A 23,259-nucleotide genomic window follows, 5' to 3' on the forward strand; every position below is an offset into this window, starting at 1 on the left:
CCGCATTCGGAAAGAAGGGTCGCCACACTATGAGCGAAAAAATGATGATTGGCGTCGATATCGGCACGACCAGCACGAAAGCGGTCGTTTTTACAGAGACAGGCAAGGTGGTCGCGCAGGAGAACGTCGGGTACCCGCTGCATACCCCGTCGCCTTCGGTAGCGGAGCAGGACCCGGACGAAATCTACCGCGCCGTCCTCTCGTCGATCGGAGGCGCGGTGCGCAAAGCGCAGGCGCGGCCGGAGCAAATTCTGCTGCTGTCGTTCAGCTCCGCCATGCACAGCCTGATCGGCGTCGACGCAAACGGCGTTCCGGTCACAAGCTGCCTGACGTGGGCGGACAACCGCAGCGCCGCCTGGACGAAGAAGCTGAAGACCGAACTGAACGGAGACGGCATCTACGCCCGGACCGGCACGCCGATCCATCCGATGTCGCCGCTTGCGAAGCTGCTCTGGCTTCGGCATGACCAGACCGATTGGTTCGACCGTTCCGCCCGCTTCGTGTCGATCAAGGAATACGTGTTCTTCAAGCTGTTCGGCGATTACGTCATCGACCATTCGATCGCGTCCGCGACCGGCTTGTTCAATCTGGAACTGCTCGATTGGGACAAGGAAGCGCTGGAAGTGGCCGGCGTCACGCCGGAACGGCTGTCCCGGCTCGTGCCGACGACCCATGTCATGCACGGCCTGCAGCCGGCGGCGGCCAGCGAACTGGGTCTGGCGGTCGATACGCCGTTTATCGTGGGCGCAAGCGACGGCGTGCTGTCCAATCTCGGCGTCGGAGCGATCCGCCCGGGCGTCGTCGCGGCGACGATCGGAACGAGCGGGGCGATCCGCACCGTCGTGGACCGTCCGCTGACCGATCCCAAAGGCCGCTTTTTCTGTTACGCGCTGGCGGACGGGCTCTGGGTGATCGGGGGACCGGTCAACAACGGCGGGATGTTGTTTCGCTGGGTGCGCGACGAATTCGCGGCTTCGGAAGTCGAGACGGCCAAACGGCTCGGCATCGATCCGTACGAAGTGCTGACCCGGATCGCCGAACAGGTGCGCCCGGGCAGCGAAGGGCTGCTGTTCCATCCGTACCTGACCGGAGAACGCGCGCCGCTGTGGAATCCCGATGCGCGGGGATCGTTTTTCGGCTTGACGATGAACCACCGCAAAGAGCATATGATCCGCTCCGTGCTGGAAGGCGTCATTTTCAACCTGTACACGGTCATGCTCGCGATGGAAGAACAGATCGGCCGTCCGCAGAAGATTCATGCGACCGGCGGATTTGCCCGCTCGCCGCTGTGGCGCCAGATGATGGCGGACATTTTCGATCAGGAAGTCGTCGTGCCGGAAAGCTTCGAGAGCTCCTGCCTCGGCGCGGCGGTACTCGGGCTGTACGCGCTCGGCCGCGTCGATTCGCTCGACGTCGTCGAAGGCATGATCGGCGGCACGCACCGGCACGAGCCGATCGACGAGAACGCCGCCGTCTACAAGCATCTGCTGCCGATCTTCATCTCCGTCTCGCGCAGCCTCAAAGACGATTACGAAGCGATTGCCCGGTTCCAGCGCGAGATGGCCGGGGAAGTCTGAACCGGTCGAGACCGATCGGAATTGATCTGAACCGATCGGAATCGATCGGAACGGCTGCGGAGCTTATTGTAAAGGATAACGGATAACGGGGCCTATGGCCGGTTCGAAGAGAGCCGTAGCCGGTCCGAACCGGCTTGGAACCCGATTGAATCGGAACTGCACCCGGTTCGAACCGGAATCGTCCGGCGGTTCCGCGCACGCCAAAAACCGCTTTTCCCCACGGCATCTGCCGGGGGAACAGCGGTTTTTCGTCATTCTTCGGTCCGTGCTTCGATCCGTTTTTCGATCAGCGCCACGGTTCGTGCTTTATTATGCTGCGCCGTGCTCCGTGCTTGACGCTGTGCTTCGGGCCATGCTTCGCTCCGTGCTTGACGCTGCGCCGCGCTGTGCTATGCGTCGCTCCGCGGCCCTATCGCTATCCCGCCAGCACCCGACGCTCAGCGCGCCCTGCTCGGCGTGTGGTCGAGCGACGCGGCCATGACGTCGCCGTAAGCCCAATACGACGGCGGGACGTCGCTCCACGTCATCGGCAGCCCGGCGTCCGCGGGGCGGTCGGTCAGCCGGTTGAGCAGCGCGGCCGTCTCGGCTCGCGTGACCGGACGGTCCGGACGGAAATTGCCGTCCGGGTAACCGTCCATCGCGCCGTTCGCGGCAGCGGCCGCAATAGCGGCGGACGCCCAGTGTCCCCGCGTATCGCCGAACGCCGACTCCGGTCCGGTCGTTGGCCAGGCGTAGACGTTGGCCAGAATCTGGGCCATTTCCGCCCGGGTCACGTCGCGCTCCGGTTCGAAGCGCGCGCCGCCCGTGCCCTGCATCCAGCCTTTGGCCGCGGCCAGCGACACGCCGGCGGTCAGCCATTTATCCGGCGCGATATCGCGGAAATCGGCGCCGGAAGAAGAAGCTTCCGCGCTCATCGTCCGCTGCAAGATGACGGCCAGTTCGGCGCGGATCAGGTTTTGTTCGGGCCGGAACGTTCCGTCCGTATAGCCGTTCATGTAGGCGGGATACGTATGCCGCGCCGGCGTCAGCGCGAAAGCGTACGCGATCGGCCCGGAGCCTGCCGCGCGCACCGCCGCGCCGTCTGCCTGCCGCGCGTTCGCCGAAGAAGCCGGTTTGGCCGTTCGGCTGTCGAACGGCAGATAGCCGGCCTTCTCGCCGACGATCGCGTAGTCGCCCGGTTCGATCCACTGTTCGGACAGCCCGGCGTCCGCCGAGGTCGAAGCGGATACCGTTCCCGCGACCGCCTGCCCGGGCGTTCGCCCGTTGGCGCGGTTCGAAGCCGTATCGGCCCAATACAGCGTAAGGGCCACGTCCTGCAGCGGGCGGCCGGTCACGGCATCGGTCACGCTGACGCGCAGCGCGGTCCGCGCTTCCTGCGAAGCGGCGGCGGTCGGAGAAGCGGCGGACACGGCCGAACCGAGAGAACCGGCGGCCAACAGCAGGACGACGAGGGAGGAACCGACGCGTAGTTTCGCTTGCGTACCGAATTTCATGGAAATCGCCTCCGTATCGAATAGGATCAAGGAACAGGCGGGCGAACGACGGCGCAGGAGGGAGTCGGACTGCGGAGAAAAGGTCTTATTTTATACATAAACCCCGTGAAAATCGAAGAACCCTTTTATGGGCAAAACAAGGAAAAGAATTCCAGAATTTAAAAGGCGGCACGAAACAGAGCAAAAAAACGCAAGGCAAAGCGCAAGAAAACGGACACGGAAAAAAGCCCGCCGCACGATCAAGCCGGGAAAGCTTGGTCGTTCGACGGACTTCCGTTCCTGAAGCGCCGGCGGTCCGGATGATTGCATTTGAGGATGGAATCATGCGTACTTTGCAGCCGGGATCGATCATGCAGCATGCCGATCCGGACAGCTGCCGGCGCGGGACTTGGACGACGGGGCGTTTTCCGGATGCGTGACCGCGTCCGGCCGGCGTCTCCTCCGCGATATGCGGCGCGCAGGATCGCCGGTATAAGAACCGGCAGGGACCGGACTTATGACAAGCGGCGAGACGATGGGCAGTCGGGCGAATCGAAGAGACGCGAAAAAGCCTCTTCCCGTAAGATAGGAAGAGGCTCGAATAAGCGGAAGTCTCTTCTTATCTCTCCGTTTGCCTACGCTCCGCAGGGGCGGGCGTGATAACAAACGTGCAAGAATTAGCACCGTGCCCCTGATGGGGTCGGTTGCCGGGCTTCATCGGGCTGGTCCCTCCGCCTGCTCTTGATAAGATGTTCGGTTGATGCTATGAAAAGGTGCATATTTTTGCATTATCGCATGCCCGTACGGGAGTGTCAACGGTGGGAGCGTTTGCAATCGAACGGTTCGACCTATAGGCTTAAAGGGAACGTCAAGCCGCGGAAACGGCATGCGGCTGGGAACAGGAGGCCACATCATGGTGAAATGGAAAATAACGTGCATTCAGTACGACATCGCGTACGGCGATCCGGAGCGCAATTATGCAGAGGTCGAACGACGGATCGAGCGTGCGATGGAAGAGAAGCCGGATCTGATCGTGCTGCCCGAACTGTGGACGATCGGATACGATCTGACACGGCTGGACGAAATCGCGGAAGACGAAGCGCGGCGCGCCAAAACGTTCCTCGCGGAAACGGCCCGCAAGCACGGCGTCCATCTGGTGGGCGGCTCCACGGCCAAGCGCACGGCGCAGGGCGTGTTCAATACGCTGCTGATCTACGACCGCGAAGGAAGTCTGTGCGTGGAGTACGACAAAGCGCATCTGTTCCAGTTGATGGACGAGCATCTGCATCTGCAGACCGGTGCGGAAAAAGGATTGTTCGAGCTGGACGGCATTCCGAGCGCGGGCGTCGTGTGTTACGATATCCGGTTTCCCGAATGGATTCGCGCGCATATGAGTGACGGGGCGCAGGTGCTGTTCGTCGTGGCGGAATGGCCGATCGAGCGGCTGGACCACTGGCGCGCGCTGCTGATGGCCCGGGCAATCGAGAACCAGTGTTGGGTCGTCGCCTGCAACCGCAGCGGAAGCGACCCGGACCACGATTTTGCCGGCCATTCGATGATTATAGATCCCTGGGGAGAAATTACGGCCGAAGCCGGGGAAAAAGACGAACTTTTGAGCGGCGAGATCGATACGGCAGCCGTGGCGGAGACGAGAGGACATATTCCGGTCTTCGACGACCGCCGTCCGGAACTGTACCGCTGAGTCGGCCTCAAGCCGCGCCAAAACCCCCGGTTCTCCGCAGGAGAATCGGGGGTTTTCGTGTGCGGACAGCGATACTGTTCTTGCGGCGACAGCCGAAGTGATGCTGCGAGCCGTTGAGCCGAAGGCTTTTTGGAAAAGTGTTCCGAAAACCGTTCCGGTCAGGCGGGATACAGCAGCCGTTCGTCGAAAGCCGGGACCAGTCCTTCGCGGGCGGCCCGGGTCAGCAGGGAGCGGATCGCGGCGTAGCCGTCTTCGCCGAGGTCTGCCGTGAACTCGTTAACGTACAGGTCGATATGCGAGTCGGCGACATCCGAATCCATCTCCTGCGCGTGTTCAAGCACGTAGTCGCGGGAAGCTTCGGGATGCGCCCAGGCGTACTGCACCGAAGACCGGACCCATGCGGCGACGGCGCCGGCATCGATGCTGCCGCGTTTGGCGATGATCGCGCCGAGCGGAATCGGCAGGCCGGTGTCGCTTTCCCACCAGTCGCCCATGTCGGCCAGCTTGTGCAGGCCGTAGTTCCCGTACGTGAAGCGCGCTTCGTGGATGACCAGCCCCGCGTCGATCTCGCCGCTCTGTACGGCCGGCATGATCTTGTCGAACGGCATAACGACCACTTCGCCGATCCCGCCGGGAATCGCCTGCGCCGCCCAGAGACGGAACAGCAAATACGCGGTCGAGCGTTCGCTCGGCACGGCGATGCGTTTGCCCGCAAGAGCTGCCGGCTCCCCGGCTTCCTTCGTCAGCACGAGCGGGCCGCAGCCGCGGCCGAGCGCTCCGCCGCACGGAATCAGGGCGTAATCCTGCAGCACCCACGGAAGCGCGGCGTAGGAAATCTTCATGACTTCCGGACCTTCGCCGGCGGCGGCCCAATTATTCGTAATATCGATATCGGCATAAGTGACTTCGAGTTCCGGCGCGCCTTCGACCAGGCCGTGCGTCAAGGCATGGAACACGAACGTATCGTTGGGACAAGGGGAAAATGCGATCTTCAAGCGAAAAACACCTCCGGGAATAGTGAGCTTGCGGTGCGAAGCGCGCCCAGCGCTTCGCCGATCTTCCAAGCGCCGCGATCGCGCGGGCCGACCGCGTTCGAGATTGCGCGCACTTCCAGCGCGGGCAGGCCGAACTGCCGGGCGGCTTCCGCGACGCCGAAGCCTTCCATGCCTTCGGCCGCCGCGCCGGGCACGCGCGCAGCCAAAGATTGCGCGCCTTCCAGCGTGCCGGTCGTCGTGGACACCGTCAGCACCGGGCCGAGGCACGCGGCCAATCCGGCCTCGCCGAGCGCGCCGAGCAGGGCGGCCGAGCGCTCGGCATCGGCCGCGATGACGGCCGAGCCGAACCCGAGCGCGTCTACGGACAGGAAGCCGTCCGGGCTGTCCGATCCAAGGTCCGCGGCAGTCATCGCGCTTGCGACGACGATCGATCCGATCGCCGCCCGGCCGGCGAATCCGCCGGCGATGCCCGCGCTCACGACGCGCGCATAGCGGCCGCGCGACAGCGCGATAGCCGTGCCGGCCGCCGCCGCGGCGACGCCGACGCCGGCGGCGACGACGTCGAAACGGTCGTCGCCGCCAAGTCCGGCAAGCACCGCTTCGCGTTCGGCGTCGACGGCGGTCACGACAAGCACGCGGCCCGAAGAAGCTTCGGACCCGGCGTCGGACTCATGGGAAATGGGGTGCGGCTGGTACATGCGATCCACTCCTTGTATGATAAATGGGTAGCGAAAAAGTAAGCGAATGAAGAAAAGGATTCATCCCTTAACGGTACCGCTAAAAATGCGGATTGTAAAGTGAACCGGCAGGCTTCGGCCTGCGTACCAAGGAAGCGGGCCGATCGCTCGCTTCCTTGGTACGTTTGACTTCCGCTGCCCAACCGGCGGGACTTCCGATAGCCCCACTTTCGACCATCAAAGGTCCGAATAACAAGGTCGGCCCATTATTTTTTCCAACAAAGACAAGGAGCGTGCGCTTCTCATGCCGGACATCAACGATCATCTGGACGACGGCTTGTCCGTTCTGTTCATCGGCTTCAATCCGAGTCTGCGCTCCGGCGAGACCGGACACCATTACGCGAATCCGCGCAACAATTTTTGGCGGATTCTCGAAGCTTCGGGGCTGACTTCCCGCCGCTATGCGCCCTGGGAAGACGGAGACCTGCTGAAGCTCGGCTACGGCTTCACGAATATCGTCGCCCGGCCTACCCGGGGCGTCGAAGACATCGCGCGCGAGGAATACCGGGCAGGGCGCGAGATTTTGCGGACGAAGCTGTCTCGCTATCTGCCGGGCGTCGCCTGCTACGTGGGCAAAGGCGTCTATACGGAATTTACGGGCCGCAAAAAGGCATCCTGGGGCTTCCAGAAGGAATCCGAAGTGGACGGCGTCATCGACTTCGTCGCGCCTTCGTCCAGCGGCCTCGTGCGCATGCCGATGCGGGAAATCGTCGAGATCTATACGGAACTGCGGTTCTATCTGGAAGACGAACGCGGCGAATGAAGGCGCGTCGCCCGGCGCGGCGGCGTTTTGCGGCGTTTGCTGCACAAAAAGTCTCGTTCTGCCGATATACCCCATAGGTGAACATTCGTCCAAAATCAAAACTTGCAAAATCAAAGATTGGAAAGGAGGAGCGCATGGAAATCGTACAGGGTACTTATAACCCGGGTCTGGTCCTTGTCTCCTGCATCATTTCGGTTCTCGCGTCTTATTCGGCGCTCAATCTGGCGGGCAGAATCCATCTGGCGCACGGCAGGCTGCGCGTATTTTGGCTGGCCGGCGGCGCCGTGTCGATGGGGCTCGGCATCTGGTCGATGCACTTTGTCGGCATGCTCGCCCTGCAGCTGCCGATGAAGATGACTTACAATATTCCGATCGTCATCTTGTCGATGATCGTGCCGATCCTCGTCTCGTTCATCGCGCTGTGGACCGTCACACGCAAGACGCTCACGTGGCGTTCGCTGCTGCTCGGCGGGCTGCTGCTCGCTTCCGGCGTGGTCGACATGCATTACGTGGGCATGTCCGCGATGGCGATGAAGATCACCTACAATCCGTGGCTGGTCGCGCTGTCCGTCGTGATCGCGCTGACCGCCTCGATCGCGGCGCTTGCGCTGATGCGCAAGCTTAGGGAAGAAGGCAGCGTGCTGCTCCACAAAATCAGCAGCGCGCTTATTATGGGCGTGGCGATCGCCGGCATGCACTACACGGGCATGGCGGCCGCGGACTTCCATATCCACGAACACAATCCGGTCGCGATGGGCGGAGACCAGGTCGATATGCAGAGTCTGGCCCTGATCATTGCGCTGAGCAGCATGCTGCTGATCGGCTTTACGATTTACGGCGCGTTTATCAACGGCCGGTTGAACCAGAAGGACAAAATGATCCGCAGTCAGGAGAAATGGTACCGCGCGCTGTACGAGAACAACACCGACGGCATCATCTCGATCGATATGCGGGGCATCGTGACCGATATGAATCCCGCCATTTTGAACATGACCGGTTCGCAAAGAGGCGACTATATCGGCCGTCCGATCACGGTGCTTCAGCAGTTTTTCCATCCCGACGCGTACAAAAAAGCGAAGGAACACCACCAGGAATCGATGCTGATGGAATCGCTCGCCTACGAGACGCAGATCGTGCATCCGAACGGGCAGGCGATCCATCTGGGCGTCGTCGGCGTGCCTGTGAGCGTCGACGGGGAAGTGACCGGCACCCACTTGATCGTGCGCGACATTACCGAGCAGAAGCTGACGCAGGCCAAAGTCGAACACCTGGCCTACCATGACGAGCTGACCAATCTGCCGAACCGCCGGCAGTTCAATACGATCGTGCAGGAGCGGATCGAATTGCAGCAGGGCAAAGGCCGTCTGGCCGTTATGGTGCTCGATATCGACCGCTTCAAGATGATCAACGATTCGCTCGGCCATGCGTACGGCGACGCTTTTCTCCAGAAGGTCGGGCAGCGCATCTGCGAAGTTATCGATCCGGCAAAAGCGACGCTGTCGCGGATGGGCGGCGACGAGTTCGCGCTGATCTGCCATTCGTTTGCGTCGATCGACGAGATCGCGCAGCTGGCGCAGCGGATCGTCTCGGTGATCCAGGTGCCGTACACGCTCAAGGACAACGATTTTTACGTCAGTGCAAGTATCGGGATCGCCATGTACCCGGAGCACGGGGAGAACCGCGAGGAACTGATCAAGAACGCCGACTCCGCGATGTACGAAGTGAAGCGCGAAGGCAAGAACGGGTACCGTTTCTATTCCGCCGACCTGGACGAAGAACTGCTGTTCAAGATCGAGATCGAGACGGATCTGCGCAAAGCGATCGAACGCGGCGAGCTGGAAGTGCATTACCAGCCGCAGTATCGGATGCCGGGCCGCGAATTGATCGGCATGGAGGCGCTGCTGCGCTGGCATCATCCGGTGCGCGGCATGATTCCGCCGGGCCGGTTCGTTCCGATCGCCGAAGAGACGGGCCTGATCGTTGAGATCGGCAGCTGGGTGCTGCGCGAAGCATGCCGGCAGGCCAAGAACTGGCACGACGAAGGGCGTCCGAAAGTGCCGATCTCGGTCAACTTGTCGACGCAGCAGTTCCACCAGCCGGACCTGGAGTTCGAGGTCGAGCGCATTCTCGTCGAGACCGGGCTGGAACCGAAATATCTGGAGCTTGAGATTACGGAGAGCATGATGATGGACGCTTCGGCTTCGATCGAGATCATGAAACGCCTGAACGGTCTGGGCATTCGGCTGAGCCTCGACGATTTCGGCACCGGCTACAGCTCGCTCAGCTATTTGAGCGTGCTGCCGATCAGCCGCCTGAAGATCGACCGCTCGTTCGTCATGCGGCTCGAAGAAAGCGGCAGCGAACAGGCGATCGTCAAGACGATCATCGCCATGGCCTACAGTCTCGGCATGGACGTCATCGCCGAAGGCATCGAGACGGAAGGGCAGCTGGACATTTTGACCGACCAGCGCTGCCTGGAATTCCAGGGCTATTATTTCAGCCGTCCGCTTCCGCCGGGCGTGCTGTTCGCGAGCGAGCCGGCTCCGTTTGCCGGTGACGACGCGGAATTGACCGAACGGGGAGCCTGAAGGCTCCCCGTTTTAATTTGCCCGATAGTGGTTGGGGAGAGTTGTTTATATAGTACAGACAGGTTCCCGCAGCAGCCACACAGGGAACGCGAAGGAGGATCACAATGGATAAACGGAACACGGAAGAGATCCGCGCGGCACTTGAACAGCGGACGATCAAGCTTGCGGACGGCACGCCGCTGCCGGCAATCGGGCAGGGCACTTGGTACATGGGCGAAGTCGAACAGGAAGCGGAGCGGGAAGCCGACGCGCTGCGCCTCGGCCTCGATCTGGGCATGACCGTGATCGACACGGCGGAGATGTACGGCAGCGGCGGCGCGGAACGCGTCGTGGCCCGGGCGCTCCGCGGACGGCGCGACGAAGCTTTTCTCGTCAGCAAAGCGCTGCCGAGCCATGCCGGAAGCGCGAAGCTCGTCGAAGCGTGCGAGAATAGCCTGCGGCGCCTTGAGACGGATCGGCTCGACCTGTATCTGCTGCATTGGCGCGGCCGCGTGCCGCTCGCCGAGACGGCCGAAGCGATGGAGAAGCTGAAGCAAAGCGGCAAAATTGTGCGTTGGGGCGTCTCGAACCTCGATACGGCGGACATGGAAGAGCTGTGGACGGCGCCCGAAGGCCGTGGCTGCGAGATCAACCAGGTGCTGTATCACCTCGGTTCGCGCGGCATCGAGCATGATCTGCTGCCGTGGCAGCGGCGCGTCGGCATGCCGATCATGGCTTACTGCCCGCTGGCGCAGGGCGGATCGCTCCGCCGCGAACTGATGGAGAGTTCCGAAGTGCGCCGGGTGGCGAAGCGGCTCGAAGCGACGCCGGCCCAGGTGCTGCTGGCCTGGGTCATCCGAAGCGGCGATGCGCTCGCCATCCCCAAAGCATCGAGTCCCGGGCATGTGCTCGAAAATGCGGCGGCCGCGCGGCTGTGCTTGAGCGACGAGGACATAGCCCAGTTGGAACAGGCTTTCCCGGCTCCGGGGCGCAAAGTTCCGCTGGACATCGTCTGAGCGCAGCCCGACCGTATTTCAGAAAAATTCTTAAGATTTTGACATATGCCGTAACCGAATCGTTCCCGGAGCTGCCGGGCTTCGATTTTCGGGTCCGGACATACAAAAGAGACCCGGCTTCCCAACGCGTTGTTGGAAGTCAGGTCTCTTTTTCGGGTAAACGACTCCTGTCGTTTTTCATACGGCTCAGCCTTTGATTCCGTCTTTGTAATGTTTGCTCCAGTTCTTATCGCCGGTGTGCAGCGCATCTTGTACGGTTTTTTCGAGCGTAGCGAGCAGATCCGCCTTGATTTGCGAGATGGTGTCGAAATATACGCGCTCTTCGTTTCCGTTGATGCGGTCTCCGTAAATGGCAAGTGCGGCGTTCTCGCAGCGATGTTGTTCAACGAGTTGATCGATCGATATGAGAGCATGCTCGACGTAGGACGAAATGCCCTTGTGTTCTTGTGGCAGCAGGTTTCTCAGTTCTTGGACTCGGTTTTGCATTGGCATGTGAAGTCACCTCTTCTATGAATGTAAATTTACAATATCACACTTTCACAAAAAGTTCATGAATTTTTCCTTAAATCTTTTTTTACATATGGATTTGAGGAATGAAAAGAATGAAAGCAAGGAAAACGCGGAATTGTGTGTCAAGTGGCGGAGCGGCGGGCGACGGGGTCGTGCGTTTCTCAAGTGTCTAACTTGTGTCTAAAGTATATTTCGGAAAATTGTTTTCAGCAGTGAATAGGAAATTGCCGTGCTCGTTAAATAAATAGGTAGGACCATTTTACTAAAAACGCGATTAGTCGAAAAAAGGCGAAAATTCAAACAATCTGTAACCTATTTTAACCGGAGTGTAAAGACATAGCCTTATCCCTCTCTCTATACTGGGACACAGGAGTTGGAGCCGGGCATAAGCAGTCGAAGCACCCGCATGAAGATTCCGTACAATCCGGCCTCTTGGACGATCCCTTGTGCGAAAAGATCGTCCCGCCGGAAAAAAACGGAGGTAAGCGAAATGAAAAAGATCGATTGGCAGCGCATGTTGAGAACCGGCGGCTTGATGTTCCTGGTGGCCGTGCTGCTGCTGGCGGCGGCGCCACTGAAGACCGAAGCGGCCGGCACCCGCGAGATTCTGCTCGGTTACAATGACGAACTGACAGGAATCAAAGCCGAGATGAACGCAGGGTCGGTGTACGTGCCGCTGCGCGAGACGGCTCAGAAGCTGCAGCTCAAAGTCGGCGGCACGACCGAGCAGGTTCTCGTGTCCGGCAGCAAGCACAGCATCGTCATCGTCCCGGGCAAGCAGCAGGCGGTCAGCGGCGCCAAGACGTCTTCCCTCAAAACCTACGTCAGCGCGGGACGACTGATGGTTCCGGTGTCGCTGTTCAAGGGAACGTTCAATTACGCGATCGCTTACGACGCGAGCGTGCCGCTTGTCCGTATTACGAGCGGCAAGCAGAAGCTGAACCTGCAAAGCTTCATTGAGCAGAACCGCGCGAAGCCGAGTCAACAACCCGGCAAGCCGCAGGACAAGCCGCAGACGTCCAAGCCGGTCTCGTCCAAGCCGATTTACCTGACGTTCGACGATGGTCCTACGGCCCATACGAACGAGCTGCTCGATATTTTGGCCCAATACGATGCTCGCGGAACGTTCTTCATGCTCGGACCGAACATCGCTTCGTATCCGAAATCGGTCAAACGGTTGATCGCTTCCGGCAGCGCGGCCGGCCTGCATGGCATGACGCACGTCAAGAACAAGTTCTATGCGTCTCCGGAATCCGCGCTTGCGGAAATGAAGCAGGACAACGACGCGCTCTACAAAGCGGCCGGCGTCAAATCGTCGCTGATCCGCACGCCGTACGGCAGCAAGCCGTATTTCAAGCAAGCTTACCGCGATAAAGTGCTGTCCGCCGGCTTCCGTCTGTGGGACTGGAACGTCGATTCGGAAGACTGGAAATACAAAGCCGACCATACCCGCGTCATTCGCAGCGTGCTCGACCAGATCAACACGCTGGAGCGGCAGGGAACGGTTCCCGTCGTCCTCATGCACGATCAGGCGGCGACCCTCAAAGTGCTTCCGGAAGTGCTCAAGACGCTCAAAAGCAAAGGATATACGTTCGAAGTGATCGACTCGGGCATGACGCCCGTCAATTTCTGGCACGACAAACGCTAAGCAGGCAAAAAAAGCAAACATGCAAAAAGGTCCTTCCCTCGGGAAAGGACCTTTTTCTTTTGGTAAAGGGGTTCAATATGCCCGGCTCGTATGGGATAATCGACTCATGTAGATAGCTGACATGTCTAGTAAATTTCGTCTTTTATTCATTGCGTCTTGCGCAAAGACGATATAGAAGAAGAAAAGGCGGCTGTATCCCGCCAAGTTCCGCTTCCGGGGGGAATCGGCGCTTGGCGGTGGGGTCGGTGCAGCGTGCCTGCCGCGCGCAGCTATCGCGGGCGGAGAGGCACGGAATCGAAGAGGCGGGGGAGAACGAAGATGAAACTGAGTTTGGGTACCAAACTGGTCGCCGGATTTATCCTGATTTCCGGGGTGACCTATGCAACGAGCGCTTTTTGTATTTTTTTCCTGAAAGATTATGTGGCGGGCTCGATGGCGGATTGGCTGTACATGACGATCATCCTGCTGATGGGCGTCATGTGGAGCGGCATTCTGGGCTGGCTCGTCTCCAGGCTGCTGACCAAGCCGATCGTGCGCCTCGCGCAGACGGCGCAGGAAGTGTCCGGCGGCAATCTCGCGGTCGACGTGCCGTCGAGAACCGCGCAGGACGAAATTACCGTGCTCAATGACGCGTTTCGCCAAATGGTCGGCAGCCTGCGCGACATGGTCGAAGATATCGCGTCCGGTGCGGGCGTGACGTCCGAGAACGTGCGCATGATGAGCGGCGCGATTACGGAAGCGGCCGGACAGATCGAAGAGATCTCCGGCGGCGTCGACCGGATCTATGAAGGCGTCGAGCGTCAGCAGCAGTCGACCGAGAGTTCGCGCCGCAACGCCGACGAGATGCTGGGTGCGTTCCGCGGCATGCAGAGCCGTTCGGAAGAAATGATCGGGCTGTCGGGCGGCATGGAAGATTCCGTGCGCGCGACGCGGGAGATTTTCTTCTCGCTGCGCGAAGGCATGGGCGAACTGGCCGCGTCAAGCGTACGGTCGCAGGAAATGGTCGGGCATTTGGAGCGCGAAGCGGCGGACATCGAAGTGATCAACCGTTCGATCCGCGACATCGCCGAACAGACGCATCTGCTGGCTCTCAACGCTTCGATCGAAGCGGCGCGCGCCGGCGAACACGGCTCGGGCTTCGCGGTCGTCGCGCACGAGATCCGCAAGCTGTCCGAGCAGAGCGCGGATTCGGTCGGCCAGATCGGCGAGCGCATTCGCCGCATTCAGGATCAGGTGCGGGACACCGTCACGCTGATCGAACAGCAGAGCGAACGGGTGAACCGGGAATCGAAGCATACCGGCGCCGTCGAAGAGCAGCTCGAACGGCTGGACGGTTCGGTCGGAAGCATGGCGTCTTCCGCCCGCGGCATCGAGACGATGATCTCGCAGCAGACCGGCCGCGTCGATCAGGCGCACCGCTACGCGGGCGAGATCAGCGACCGCGCGGTGCTGTTCGCGGAAGAAGCGAAGCGGATCGCCAGCTCGATCCATGAGGAGACGGCGATCATGGAAGAACTGTCCACGTCTTCGGAAGAGCTGAACCGCATGACCGGCAGGCTGCTGGACAAGACGACGGCGTTCCGGATGTAGGTTCGGAACGCGGGTCGGACCGGTTCGCTTGTTATTCCGTCGGGTACGTTCGGCAAGTCCGATAAGGTCGATAAGTCCGGCAAGTCCACTATGTCCGGTAAGTCCAATTCGTCCGACGAGAATCATGCAGAGGTTCATGAAGGCACGTAAAAATCCCGCAGCGCCGGATAAATTCCGGATTCCGCTGCGGGATTTTTGCGTCGGAGCGTACGGCTCCATTATAACGTCTCCGGCCGGGCCGGGGCTGTGAGCGATGTCTCAGCGACCGGGAACGCGCGGGATAACACGCCAGAGCAGGCTTCCCTTCCCAAGAGCCGAAGCCGCGTCTACAATCCCTGTGCGATCGTGATCAGGATTGTCACTGTCACGATGTTCAGCAGCGTCGAGACGAGCACGGTCTGGGCGGCGAAGTCCGGTTCGTTGTCGTATTCTTCGGCCAGAATCGAAGAATTGACGCCGGTCGGCATGCCGGAAGCGATCAGCAGCGCCTGCGCGGGCAGTCCTTGCAGGCCCAGCGCGAGAATAAGCAGGTAGCCGATCACAGGGGCAATGATCAGCCGCAGGATCATGCTGAAATAGATCGAAGACCGCCCGAGCCGCAGCGGATATTTCACGATCTGCGCGCCCAGCGTCAGCAGCGCTATGGCGACCATCGAGTTCTGGACGTAGCCGAGCGGCTGCGTCACGAACGTCGGCAGCGGCACGGCGAACGCGTGGAACGCGAAGCCTAGCACGAGCGCGTACGGCACCGGCATCTTGAGGAAGCCGATAATGACGCTGCGGTAGTTGCCGCTCAGTTTGGCTCCCTGAATCGAGAGGACGCCGTAAGTGAACGTCAGCAGGCTCTGGAACGACATGATCAGCGCCTGAATCGAAGCGGCGAGCGGCGAGCCGGCGAACACGAGCTGGTTGATTGGAAGGCCGTAATTGCCGGAGTTGTCGAGCAGCACGCTGTTCGTAAAAGCGGCCCGCATCCCGCCGGAATATTTCATCGAGCGGGTGAGGGCGAACGACAGCACATACAGGATGCCGACGTACAGGCTGTAGAACAGCGCCACGCCGCCGAGCAGTTCGATCGAAATATTCGACTGGTAGAGGCTCATGAACACGACGGCCGGCGTTATGTAATAGAAATTGATTTTGGACAGCGTATACAGGTCGAGCCGGAACAGCCGCTGCATGACCGAACCGGCGATAATGAGCACGAACACGGGCAGAACGACGTCGAGTAAAATCCGGGCAATCATGGGGAGCTTCAGCTTCTTTCTATCGATTTGGCGTATCCGGACACCATCGTGTTTTATTATAGCACCAATGCTCGGCCGCATGCGTTCCGGGCGGAAGGGCAGGCGGCGCTTCCCCCTCGGCGGCGCCCCGAACCGGACGGCCCGCGCACGCCGCAGGGGCGCTGTACAAGCGCCGCGGGATTGCGGTACAGTGGAACAAACGGCGGATCGGAAGCCGACCGCGCACAGGGAGGAACACGCATATGACCGAAAAGAACGAGATCCACGAGAAAAACGAGACGACCGAGACGACCGAGGCGACCGAGGCGAAAAAGACGACCGGCACGACCGCGACGAACGCCGCGACAGCTGCAGCGGCCGCGGCGGACAAGACCGAACGCGTCAAGCTGTCCCAATGGGACGCGATCGTGCTGGAAAGCGTGCGCTCGCTCGGGCTCACGGACGAAGAAATTCTGCATCGTACCGCGCAGGGAGACCTGCCCGCTTCGCGGGACGAAGCGATTCCGAGCTTCGAGCCGCTGCTGACGCTTCAGGCGGAGCAGCCGGAGACGTTCGAGCGAGCCGTGACCGAAGGGTACCGGATCAAATATAACACGCTCGGCGGCATCAACACGTGGATTCGGATCGTTTTCGGCCGCGAAGCGGAAGTCGAACGCAGCGAAGGGATCGAAGGCGTCGCTTCGGAACTGACGCCGGCCGAACGCGATCGCCTGGAGCCGGTCCTGTCGATCGGCTGGACGATCGAGCCGCAGCAGTCGGGAGAAACGAACGGGGAAGCCGCGCCGTACCGCATCGTGCCGGTACGTTCTTGATCGACCGCCTGGGTCGAGTGCAGCGAGCGTATTGGGCGGAGTGATCCTGTCGAGCCTATCGCTTGTATAGATCGTACCCATCGCCTCTACCGTACCTGTCGCACCTAACGGATCGACCGCCCCCTGCCCCTCATTCGAGTGCGCGCTATCCGCACCCGGGAAACGTCCCGACTGCCGCTTAGGCAGCCGTCGGAACGTTTCTTTTTTTTGCGTTTTTTTCTCCGGGACTTGGACTTTTGGTTATTAACCGGTGGGCCGAACCCGTGTTCGAGCGGCATGCGTCTGATCCCCTGTACCCGGTTTGGCGTCATATCCGTGAGTCTCCGGCAGGAGTTACGCGGTTCAAGGCTAAATGTTGCGCTTGTTGGGGTAATGATAGTTTCGAACCTACATATTTATACATTCCGTATATGTTCAATAACATTCTGACGAAAAGGAGATTTGGCAATGGAATTATTCGAACGCCCCGGAGAAGAACGGATCCGCAGGGAACGCCGGCAGCGGCCGGTCGAGTCCGGTCGCACGCTGCGGGCTTTCGTGCTGCTGCGCGAACCCGAGTGCGATTTTCCGCGCTTTATTCGCAATATGAAAAACGACTGGGATCTCGAAGCCAACTCGCTGCCCGAGCACGACCGGATGCTGTTCGAAGCCGACGGCCTGCGCGTATCGTGCGAGTTGGTGACCGAGCCTCTGCCCGAGAGCGAAGTGGAAGAACGCTGCGACGTCAATCCGCTGTGGTCCGAAGCCGCGAAGCAGATCGAAGGGTACCGGGCGCATGTGACGGTCAAAGTGTCGGGAGTGACCGATCCGCTAAGCGGACATGTGCTGTTTACGCAGGTGCTGTGCAGCTTGTTGAAGCAGGAGCATGCGCTGGCCATGTATATGTCGCCGATGGTCATGCCTGCGGAAGCGTATGTGCGCAATGCAATGCTGCTCAAAGAAGGCGAGCTGCCCGTGCAGCTCTGGGTGTTCGTCGGCTTGTACGAAGAGGACGAAGGCGTGTCTTCCTATACGGTCGGGCTGCGGAATTTCGGGCACGAAGAGATCGAGGTGCTGCGTTCGGGCGAAGATCTCGTCAACGTGTTCGAACTGACTTTTCATATTACGGGGTATATCGTGGACTGCGGCGCGACGCTGCTGGACGGCGAGACAATCGGATTCTCCGAAGACCAGCGGCTGAGCCTGAAGCTGTCTCCGGGCATCGCGGTCGAAGGACAGTCGATCAAAATCGGCTACTGAGCGGGAAAGCGCAAAGAGACGGTGCGAATCGCGGTCCAAAGGACTTGTGCGTATAAAATAGACGGTCTACAACAAAATAGATGGCTTATTGGAAAAAAGGCGGCATGCCGGCGTTTGGCGTTCGGACTGTTCTTCGTTCGAAGGAGGCGAGCAAGCCCGGCCTGTCCGCTGCGCGGCGATGTCGGGCTTGTGAACGAAGTCGAAGCGAAAAAAGCGAATATCGTGCGCGGTTTTGCCGCTTCGCTCGTCCATATGCTAAGATGGGAAAGAATACTTGGGAGACGCTTACATGGCGAAGACTGCAAGACGGTACCGTGAGAATCGGTCCGGAAGCAGAAGCTGCTGCTGCTTTGCCCAAGTTGTACGTACCTTTTATCGGGCAGCGCCCGAAACATCGAAGGAGGAATGACAATGTCTACGGTAACGACGGATTGGCGGCCGATTCTGCAAGAGCTGGCTCCGGTCATAGGAGGAACGTCGGGCGTGCTGGATACGATCGTGCTCGAAGCCGGCGCTCTGGATTTGGTGGCGGGCGAATTGAAGCGCAGAGGGCTCAAGCGGCCGGTGCTGGTCGTGGACGGCACGACGCAGCGGGTAGCGGGTTCGCGGTTGGAACAATCGCTCCGCGAAGAAGGGATCGAGCCGGACGTATGCGTGATTCTGCCGGACGATCAGGGCGACGTCCTCGCGGACGAGCGCTCGATCGTGCAGCTGCTGCTGCAGGTGCCGCCCGGCGCGGCGGACGTGCTGATCGCCGTCGGCTCGGGCACGCTGCACGACGTGACGCGCTTTGCGGCGCATCGGACGCAGCTGCCGTTCGTATCGGTGCCGACCGCCCCTTCGGTGGACGGATTCACGTCGGCGGGCGCGCCGATCATCATTCGCGGCGTCAAGCAGACGGTGCAGGCCTGCGCGCCGATCGCGATCTACGCCGATCTGGATATTTTGCGCGAAGCGCCGCAGCAGATGATCGCCGCCGGATTCGGCGACATGCTCGGCAAATATACGTCGCTGTACGATTGGAAAGTGTCTCATCTGCTGTCCGGAGAATCGTTCGACGAGCGTGTGTACGAGATGACGAAGCATGCGCTCGACGTCACGGTCCAACATTCGACGGCGATCGGCAGACGCACCGAAGAAGGCATCCTCGCGCTGATCAGCGCGCTGATCGAATCGGGCCTGGCGATGCTGCTGCTCGGCCAATCGTACCCCGCTTCCGGCGGAGAACATCATCTGTCCCATTACTGGGAGATGGAATATTTGCGCCGGGGCAACCGCCAGCTGCTGCATGGCGCCAAAGTCGGCGCCGCCTGCGCCGAAATCGCGCGCCTGTACCACGGCGCCGTCGAGCACGGCCGCTATCCGGCAGGCCGGCCGGAAGCGATCGACCGCCACGGCGAGACGCTGCGCGGCTGGCTCGAAGACGTGCCGTCCGAGGGCGAGATCCGCGGCCTGCTGGTCGCCGTCGGCGGCCCCGCCAGCCGAGTCGAGCTTGGCATCGACGACGAGCTGTTCATGCGCAGCATGCGCCAGGCGCACACCGTGCGCCTGAACCGGCATACGCTGCTGCGCGCGTTGAACGAAGCGGAGTAGGCGGGCGAGGGCGGGCCGCCCTCCGCACAGCTTTTTCCGCCCCGGACCGCGTTCAAAAGCGCCCTCCGCGCAAATAATTGCGAGAAAGCAGTTATTTGCGCCCTGATCTACCAAATCCGCCGAATAACTGCGAGAGAGCAGTTATTCAGCGGATTTTTGCTTGTTTGGACAGAGAGAGTCGAAATTAACTGTCCTCAGGACGTTATTTTTTCGGCAAACGTACGCACAACCCAAATAACTGTCGTGAGGACGTTATTTTCAAAAACATGATTAAGGAAGCGTGCATTAGGTCTTGCAGACAAGCAAAAATGCAAGTGAGCAAGTGAGCAAGTGAGCAAGTGAGCAAGTGAGCAAGTGAGCAAGAGGGCGCAGCAGACAGCACACAGCATGCAGCAGGCAGCAGACAGCAGGCAGCAGACAGCAGACAGCAAGTAAGTAAGTAAGTAAGAAGGAAGGAAGAAGGAAGGCTATTCATGCGGCGCCGCCCCCAGCCAACCGGATTCCGCGTAGCCAACCGCCCTCCGCATAGCTTTTTCCGCCCCGGACCGCGATCAAAAGTGCCCTTCACGCAAATAATTGCGAGAAAGCAGTTATTTGCGCCCTGATCTACCGAATCCGCCGAATAACTGCGAGAGAGCAGTTATTCGGCGGATTTTTGCTTGTTTGGGCAGAGAGAGTCGAAATTAACTGTCCTCAGGACGTTATTTTTTCGGCAAACATACGAACAATTAAAATAACTGTCGTGAGGACGTTATTTTCAAAAACATCATAAAGAAAGCGTGCATCAGATCTTGCAGACAAGCAAAAATGCAAGTGAGTAAGTGAGTAAGTGAGTAAGTGAGTAAGTGAGCAAGAGGGCGCAGCAGGTAACAGGTAACAAGGTAGCAGGCAACAAGTGAGTAGGAAAGAAGGAAGGAAGGAGCAAGCAGGAGGACGAAGCCTCGCGGCGAATACTATAGTCAAGATTTGAAACGTTTTCGAAAAGGAGAGAATCGGAATGACCGCAACAGGGAAGGGCGAGTCACGGCAGGGGCAGGGGCAGGAAAAAGGGAAGCAGGAAGACGGGAGTCAGGAAAAAGGGAAGCAGGAAGACGGGAGTCAGGAAGAAAGGAATCACGAAGAAGAGAATCGCGGGGAAGATCGTCCGGAATTTTGTCCGGAAGCCCGGAACATTCTTTTTCAGGGCGATTCGATTACGGACGGTAATCGGGGGCGGGACTCGGACCCGAACCATATTCTCGGGCACGGTTATGCGTTCTGGATTGCGGCGGAGCGCGGCTTCGCGCTGGCGAAGCAGCAGCCGGCGTTCGTCAACCGCGGCATCAGCGGCAATCGGGTGAGCGATCTCGAAGCGCGTTGGACGGAAGACGCGATCGATCTGCGGCCCGACACGATCAGCATTTTGATCGGGGTCAACGATATTTTGACGTCGATCGCGGAGCCGGGCGGCTTCGATCCGGCGAGCTACGAAGCGGACTACCGCCGGCTGCTGGCGCGGACCCGCCGGGAACTTCCGGCTGCGCGGCTCGTGCTGTGCGAGCCGTTCATCCTGCCGGGCGGGCATACGGATTACGATTGGGCCGCCTGGAACGCGGCGGCGAGAGCCTGCGGCGCCGCCGTCCGGCGGCTGGCGGACGAATTCGGCGCGGTGTTCGTGCCGCTGCAGGATGCGTTCGACGCCGCATGCGAACTTGCGCCGGCTGCGTACTGGATCTGGGACGGTGTCCATCCGACGACGGCCGGGCACGGCCTGCTGGCGCGGCGCTGGCTGGATACCGTGCAGGCCAGCGCGGCGGCGATCGTCTGAGCGGAGAGCCGGAACGCCCGCATCTTATCAAGCCGCCGGCTCTTTGGGGAGAGCCGGCTTTTCGGCGTTCGGATAGAACAGCAGGCCGATCAGGAGCACGATTGCGAACAGCAGGAACACCGCGTCGTATCCGACGGCTTCGATCCAAATGCCGGCCAGCCCGGAGCCGGCGAATTGGCCGACGCCCAGGGCGAGAAACGAAAGGCTGATCTGCGCCGAAGGCGAAGCATCGGGAATGCCGGTGCCCCATAGGATGAACAGCGAGGTCAGCAGGACGTAGGCGGCCCCGAACAGAAGGGCCGAGAACAGGCTGACCTCGGGCACGGACAAGGCAATCAGTGCGACGGAGACCGAGAGAAGCGCGACGCCGAGGCGGTAAGCGCGCCGAAGGCCCCGGGCGGCAGCGATTTTACCGGCTGAACCGCCCGCGATACCCGCCGCTCCCACCGCGATCCAATACCAGGATGCCGCCTGCGCGGACAGATGCTGCTCCGCCTGCAAATGGCTGATCAGATACGTCCAGTACGCGGCGCAGCCGAGCCCGGCGATCAGCGAAGCGGGAAGCAGACGGCCCGATTTGCGCGCTTCGCTCCAGAGGCTGCCGCCGCGCGGACGCTCGTTCGGAACGCCGCGCAGCCGGAAGATCAGCCAGGCGACAGTCAGGACTCCGACCAGCGCGAACAGTGCGTAAGCGCCGCGCCAGGAAGCGGCGAAGATCATGGCCGCAAGTCCCGACAGGACGATGCCGATCCCGCTGCCGCTGTTGATGCGGGCGTTGGCTCCGTTTTGCCGCTGCGGCTCGAGCGAACGGGCAACGAGCTGCCCGAGCACCGGCGACACCCAGCCGGTGCTGAGTCCGGCCGCGAACAGGCCGATCGACAGCATGCGCGCGTCGGAAGCCGCGGCGATCAGGGTCAGTCCGGCGATCGCGCACGCTCCGGTGACGAGGATCGTACCTCGCTGCCCGATCACCCGCAGCGTGAATGCGGACACGGTCAAAGCCAGCACGTAAGCGAGATAACTGAGCGATTGCATGCGGCCTGCGGCGGCGGCATCCAGTTCGAATTCGCGCGAAATGTCGGGGAGGAACAAGGCAAAAGCAAAGCGGGCAAACGCATAGCACACCGCGACCATCGCCATGCCGGGACCGATTATCGATTTCATTGAATAGCGCTCCTTTTTGAATAAAATTTAGATAGAACGATCATTATATCTATAGTGGAAATAAAAACGGGAATCCGGTTCCCGTTTTTATTTTTGTTTTTGTTTTTATTTTTGTTTTTGTTTCGGAATTACGCCCGGCTCGCGGCCGGCTCCGATCCTGACCCGTCCGCGAACAGCCGGCGGGTCAGGTCAAGCAGCTGTTCGCCCGCCGCGTCCGGACCTTCGCTTTCCGCCAAAGCGGTAGCCCCTTCCAGCAGCAGGCACAGCTGGATCGCTTCGCTCCCGGAACGCCGGGGATCGGCGGCGCGGACGAATTCCTTCAGGCGCCGCTTATGGCCTTCGGCCAGCCGGACGATCGGATGGGCGTCGTCCGCGCCGTATTCTTCCTTCGCCCGCAGGAACAGGCAGCCGCGCGCCGCGCGGCCGGCCATCCACCGGGCGTGCGCGGCAGCCAGCCGGACGTAGACCGAATCGTCCGCCGCCGCGCCGTCACCGAACCTTCCCGCGGCGGCACTTTGCAATTTATCCATATAGTCCTGTTCGCGGCGGTTCAGCACTTCGGACACCAGCTCGTCTTTGGAAGCAAAATGGTTGTACAGCGTCATCATGGCGATATTGGATTCGCCGACGATTTTTTTGAGCCCGATCGAATGGAAGCCGTGTTGGTAGAACAAGTTCTCCGCCGTGCGAAGCAGATCTTCTTTTTTGGCGCTCATGCTGGAACTCCTCCCCGCTCAAATATAACGTTCGTTCTACCCAGCTTAAAGAAACAAGGCTCCGTTGTCAAACGGCGTCCGTTTTTCCGACACAACCGGTTTCG

18 protein-coding genes and 1 riboswitch are annotated in these 23,259 nt (G+C 60.5%); of the genes, 11 read left to right on the forward strand and 7 right to left on the reverse strand.

What is annotated here, in order from left to right; all coding sequences use genetic code 11:
* Positions 1-29: 29 nt before the first annotated feature.
* On the forward strand, positions 30-1,577 hold the full coding sequence (gene gntK, locus FFV09_RS15515) for a gluconokinase (protein WP_141448672.1): 1,548 nt from the start codon (positions 30-32) through the stop codon (positions 1,575-1,577).
* A gap of 437 nt (positions 1,578-2,014) precedes the next feature.
* On the opposite strand, the gene FFV09_RS15520 is transcribed toward gntK, so the two are convergent.
* Positions 2,015-3,070, reverse strand: a complete 1,056-nt coding sequence (locus FFV09_RS15520) for an S-layer homology domain-containing protein (RefSeq protein ID WP_141448673.1) — start codon at positions 3,068-3,070, stop codon at positions 2,015-2,017.
* Between the two features lie 595 nt (positions 3,071-3,665).
* Positions 3,666-3,800, reverse strand: a riboswitch (SAM riboswitch).
* A 165-nt stretch (positions 3,801-3,965) separates the two neighbouring features.
* Between FFV09_RS15520 and FFV09_RS15525 the strand changes: the two genes are divergently transcribed.
* Positions 3,966-4,751 carry a carbon-nitrogen family hydrolase gene (locus tag FFV09_RS15525; protein WP_141450490.1) on the forward strand — a complete coding sequence of 262 codons (786 nt, stop codon included), beginning with the start codon at positions 3,966-3,968 and terminating at the stop codon, positions 4,749-4,751.
* Between the two features lie 158 nt (positions 4,752-4,909).
* Here the strand turns inward: FFV09_RS15525 and FFV09_RS15530 are convergent, their stop codons facing one another.
* Positions 4,910-5,746, reverse strand: a complete 837-nt coding sequence (locus FFV09_RS15530) for a 1,4-dihydroxy-6-naphtoate synthase (protein WP_141448674.1) — start codon at positions 5,744-5,746, stop codon at positions 4,910-4,912.
* The gene (locus FFV09_RS15535; protein ID WP_141448675.1) at positions 5,743-6,444 is read right to left on the reverse strand and encodes a futalosine hydrolase; all 702 of its coding nucleotides are present in this window, start codon (positions 6,442-6,444) and stop codon (positions 5,743-5,745) included. The genes FFV09_RS15530 and FFV09_RS15535 overlap by 4 nt, the downstream gene beginning before the upstream one ends.
* A gap of 283 nt (positions 6,445-6,727) precedes the next feature.
* On the opposite strand from FFV09_RS15535, the gene FFV09_RS15540 reads away from it, so the two are divergent.
* The 3 genes from FFV09_RS15540 (at position 6,728) to FFV09_RS15550 (ending at position 10,829) form a co-directional block, all read left to right on the forward strand.
* Positions 6,728-7,246, forward strand: coding sequence for a mismatch-specific DNA-glycosylase (locus tag FFV09_RS15540; RefSeq protein WP_141448676.1), 519 nt, complete (start codon positions 6,728-6,730; stop codon positions 7,244-7,246).
* A 134-nt stretch (positions 7,247-7,380) separates the two neighbouring features.
* Positions 7,381-9,834 (forward strand): EAL domain-containing protein, encoded by a 2,454-nt coding sequence (locus FFV09_RS15545; protein WP_141448677.1) that lies wholly within the window; start codon positions 7,381-7,383, stop codon positions 9,832-9,834.
* Positions 9,835-9,938: 104 nt separating this feature from the next.
* Positions 9,939-10,829: an aldo/keto reductase gene (locus tag FFV09_RS15550; protein WP_141448678.1), complete on the forward strand. Its 891-nt coding sequence runs from the start codon at positions 9,939-9,941 to the stop codon at positions 10,827-10,829.
* 186 nt (positions 10,830-11,015) lie between these two features.
* Here the strand turns inward: FFV09_RS15550 and FFV09_RS15555 are convergent, their stop codons facing one another.
* Positions 11,016-11,321, reverse strand: a complete 306-nt coding sequence (locus FFV09_RS15555; RefSeq protein ID WP_141448679.1) for a hypothetical protein — start codon at positions 11,319-11,321, stop codon at positions 11,016-11,018.
* Positions 11,322-11,829: 508 nt separating this feature from the next.
* Here FFV09_RS15555 and FFV09_RS23825 point away from each other — a divergent pair.
* Positions 11,830-12,987: a polysaccharide deacetylase family protein gene (locus tag FFV09_RS23825; RefSeq protein ID WP_246098355.1), complete on the forward strand. Its 1,158-nt coding sequence runs from the start codon at positions 11,830-11,832 to the stop codon at positions 12,985-12,987.
* A gap of 318 nt (positions 12,988-13,305) precedes the next feature.
* Positions 13,306-14,577 carry a methyl-accepting chemotaxis protein gene (locus tag FFV09_RS15565; protein WP_141448681.1) on the forward strand — a complete coding sequence of 424 codons (1,272 nt, stop codon included), beginning with the start codon at positions 13,306-13,308 and terminating at the stop codon, positions 14,575-14,577.
* A 326-nt stretch (positions 14,578-14,903) separates the two neighbouring features.
* On the opposite strand, the gene FFV09_RS15570 is transcribed toward FFV09_RS15565, so the two are convergent.
* Positions 14,904-15,824 carry an AEC family transporter gene (locus FFV09_RS15570; protein ID WP_141448682.1) on the reverse strand — a complete coding sequence of 307 codons (921 nt, stop codon included), beginning with the start codon at positions 15,822-15,824 and terminating at the stop codon, positions 14,904-14,906.
* A gap of 242 nt (positions 15,825-16,066) precedes the next feature.
* Between FFV09_RS15570 and FFV09_RS15575 the strand changes: the two genes are divergently transcribed.
* The 4 genes from FFV09_RS15575 to FFV09_RS15590 all read left to right on the forward strand — a co-directional run bounded on the left by FFV09_RS15575 (position 16,067) and on the right by FFV09_RS15590 (position 21,275).
* On the forward strand, positions 16,067-16,636 hold the full coding sequence (locus tag FFV09_RS15575; RefSeq protein ID WP_246098356.1) for a hypothetical protein: 570 nt from the start codon (positions 16,067-16,069) through the stop codon (positions 16,634-16,636).
* A gap of 447 nt (positions 16,637-17,083) precedes the next feature.
* Positions 17,084-17,875 (forward strand): DUF4261 domain-containing protein, encoded by a 792-nt coding sequence (locus tag FFV09_RS15580; RefSeq protein WP_141448683.1) that lies wholly within the window; start codon positions 17,084-17,086, stop codon positions 17,873-17,875.
* A gap of 411 nt (positions 17,876-18,286) precedes the next feature.
* Entirely contained in the window at positions 18,287-19,468 is a 1,182-nt protein-coding gene (locus FFV09_RS15585) for a sn-glycerol-1-phosphate dehydrogenase (protein WP_141448684.1), read from the forward strand.
* A 997-nt stretch (positions 19,469-20,465) separates the two neighbouring features.
* Positions 20,466-21,275, forward strand: coding sequence for an SGNH/GDSL hydrolase family protein (locus FFV09_RS15590; RefSeq protein ID WP_212635443.1), 810 nt, complete (start codon positions 20,466-20,468; stop codon positions 21,273-21,275).
* A 27-nt stretch (positions 21,276-21,302) separates the two neighbouring features.
* On the opposite strand, the gene FFV09_RS15595 is transcribed toward FFV09_RS15590, so the two are convergent.
* Positions 21,303-22,439 carry an MFS transporter gene (locus FFV09_RS15595; protein ID WP_141448685.1) on the reverse strand — a complete coding sequence of 379 codons (1,137 nt, stop codon included), beginning with the start codon at positions 22,437-22,439 and terminating at the stop codon, positions 21,303-21,305.
* A 128-nt stretch (positions 22,440-22,567) separates the two neighbouring features.
* Entirely contained in the window at positions 22,568-23,155 is a 588-nt protein-coding gene (locus FFV09_RS15600; protein ID WP_141448686.1) for a TetR/AcrR family transcriptional regulator, read from the reverse strand.
* Positions 23,156-23,259 lie beyond the last annotated feature (104 nt).

The sequence above is a fragment of the Saccharibacillus brassicae genome (assembly GCF_006542275.1).
GTDB lineage: Bacteria > Bacillota > Bacilli > Paenibacillales > Paenibacillaceae > Saccharibacillus > Saccharibacillus brassicae.

Bases quoted from the DNA above. Each gene is read 5' to 3' on its own strand.
- FFV09_RS15540 (WP_141448676.1), top strand. From the start codon at position 6,728: ATGCCGGACATCAACGATCATCTGGACGACGGCTTGTCCGTTCTGTTC.
- FFV09_RS15585 (WP_141448684.1), top strand. From the start codon at position 18,287: ATGTCTACGGTAACGACGGATTGGCGGCCGATTCTGCAAGAGCTGGCT.
- FFV09_RS23825 (WP_246098355.1), top strand. From the start codon at position 11,830: ATGAAAAAGATCGATTGGCAGCGCATGTTGAGAACCGGCGGCTTGATG.
- FFV09_RS15580 (WP_141448683.1), top strand. From the start codon at position 17,084: ATGGAATTATTCGAACGCCCCGGAGAAGAACGGATCCGCAGGGAACGC.
- FFV09_RS15590 (WP_212635443.1), top strand. From the start codon at position 20,466: ATGACCGCAACAGGGAAGGGCGAGTCACGGCAGGGGCAGGGGCAGGAA.
- FFV09_RS15600 (WP_141448686.1), bottom strand. From the start codon at position 23,155: ATGAGCGCCAAAAAAGAAGATCTGCTTCGCACGGCGGAGAACTTGTTC.
- FFV09_RS15535 (WP_141448675.1), bottom strand. From the start codon at position 6,444: ATGTACCAGCCGCACCCCATTTCCCATGAGTCCGACGCCGGGTCCGAA.
- FFV09_RS15555 (WP_141448679.1), bottom strand. From the start codon at position 11,321: ATGCCAATGCAAAACCGAGTCCAAGAACTGAGAAACCTGCTGCCACAA.
- FFV09_RS15570 (WP_141448682.1), bottom strand. From the start codon at position 15,824: ATGATTGCCCGGATTTTACTCGACGTCGTTCTGCCCGTGTTCGTGCTC.
- FFV09_RS15520 (WP_141448673.1), bottom strand. From the start codon at position 3,070: ATGAAATTCGGTACGCAAGCGAAACTACGCGTCGGTTCCTCCCTCGTC.
- gntK (WP_141448672.1), top strand. From the start codon at position 30: ATGAGCGAAAAAATGATGATTGGCGTCGATATCGGCACGACCAGCACG.
- FFV09_RS15545 (WP_141448677.1), top strand. From the start codon at position 7,381: ATGGAAATCGTACAGGGTACTTATAACCCGGGTCTGGTCCTTGTCTCC.
- FFV09_RS15595 (WP_141448685.1), bottom strand. From the start codon at position 22,439: ATGAAATCGATAATCGGTCCCGGCATGGCGATGGTCGCGGTGTGCTAT.
- FFV09_RS15575 (WP_246098356.1), top strand. From the start codon at position 16,067: ATGACCGAAAAGAACGAGATCCACGAGAAAAACGAGACGACCGAGACG.
- FFV09_RS15565 (WP_141448681.1), top strand. From the start codon at position 13,306: ATGAAACTGAGTTTGGGTACCAAACTGGTCGCCGGATTTATCCTGATT.
- FFV09_RS15550 (WP_141448678.1), top strand. From the start codon at position 9,939: ATGGATAAACGGAACACGGAAGAGATCCGCGCGGCACTTGAACAGCGG.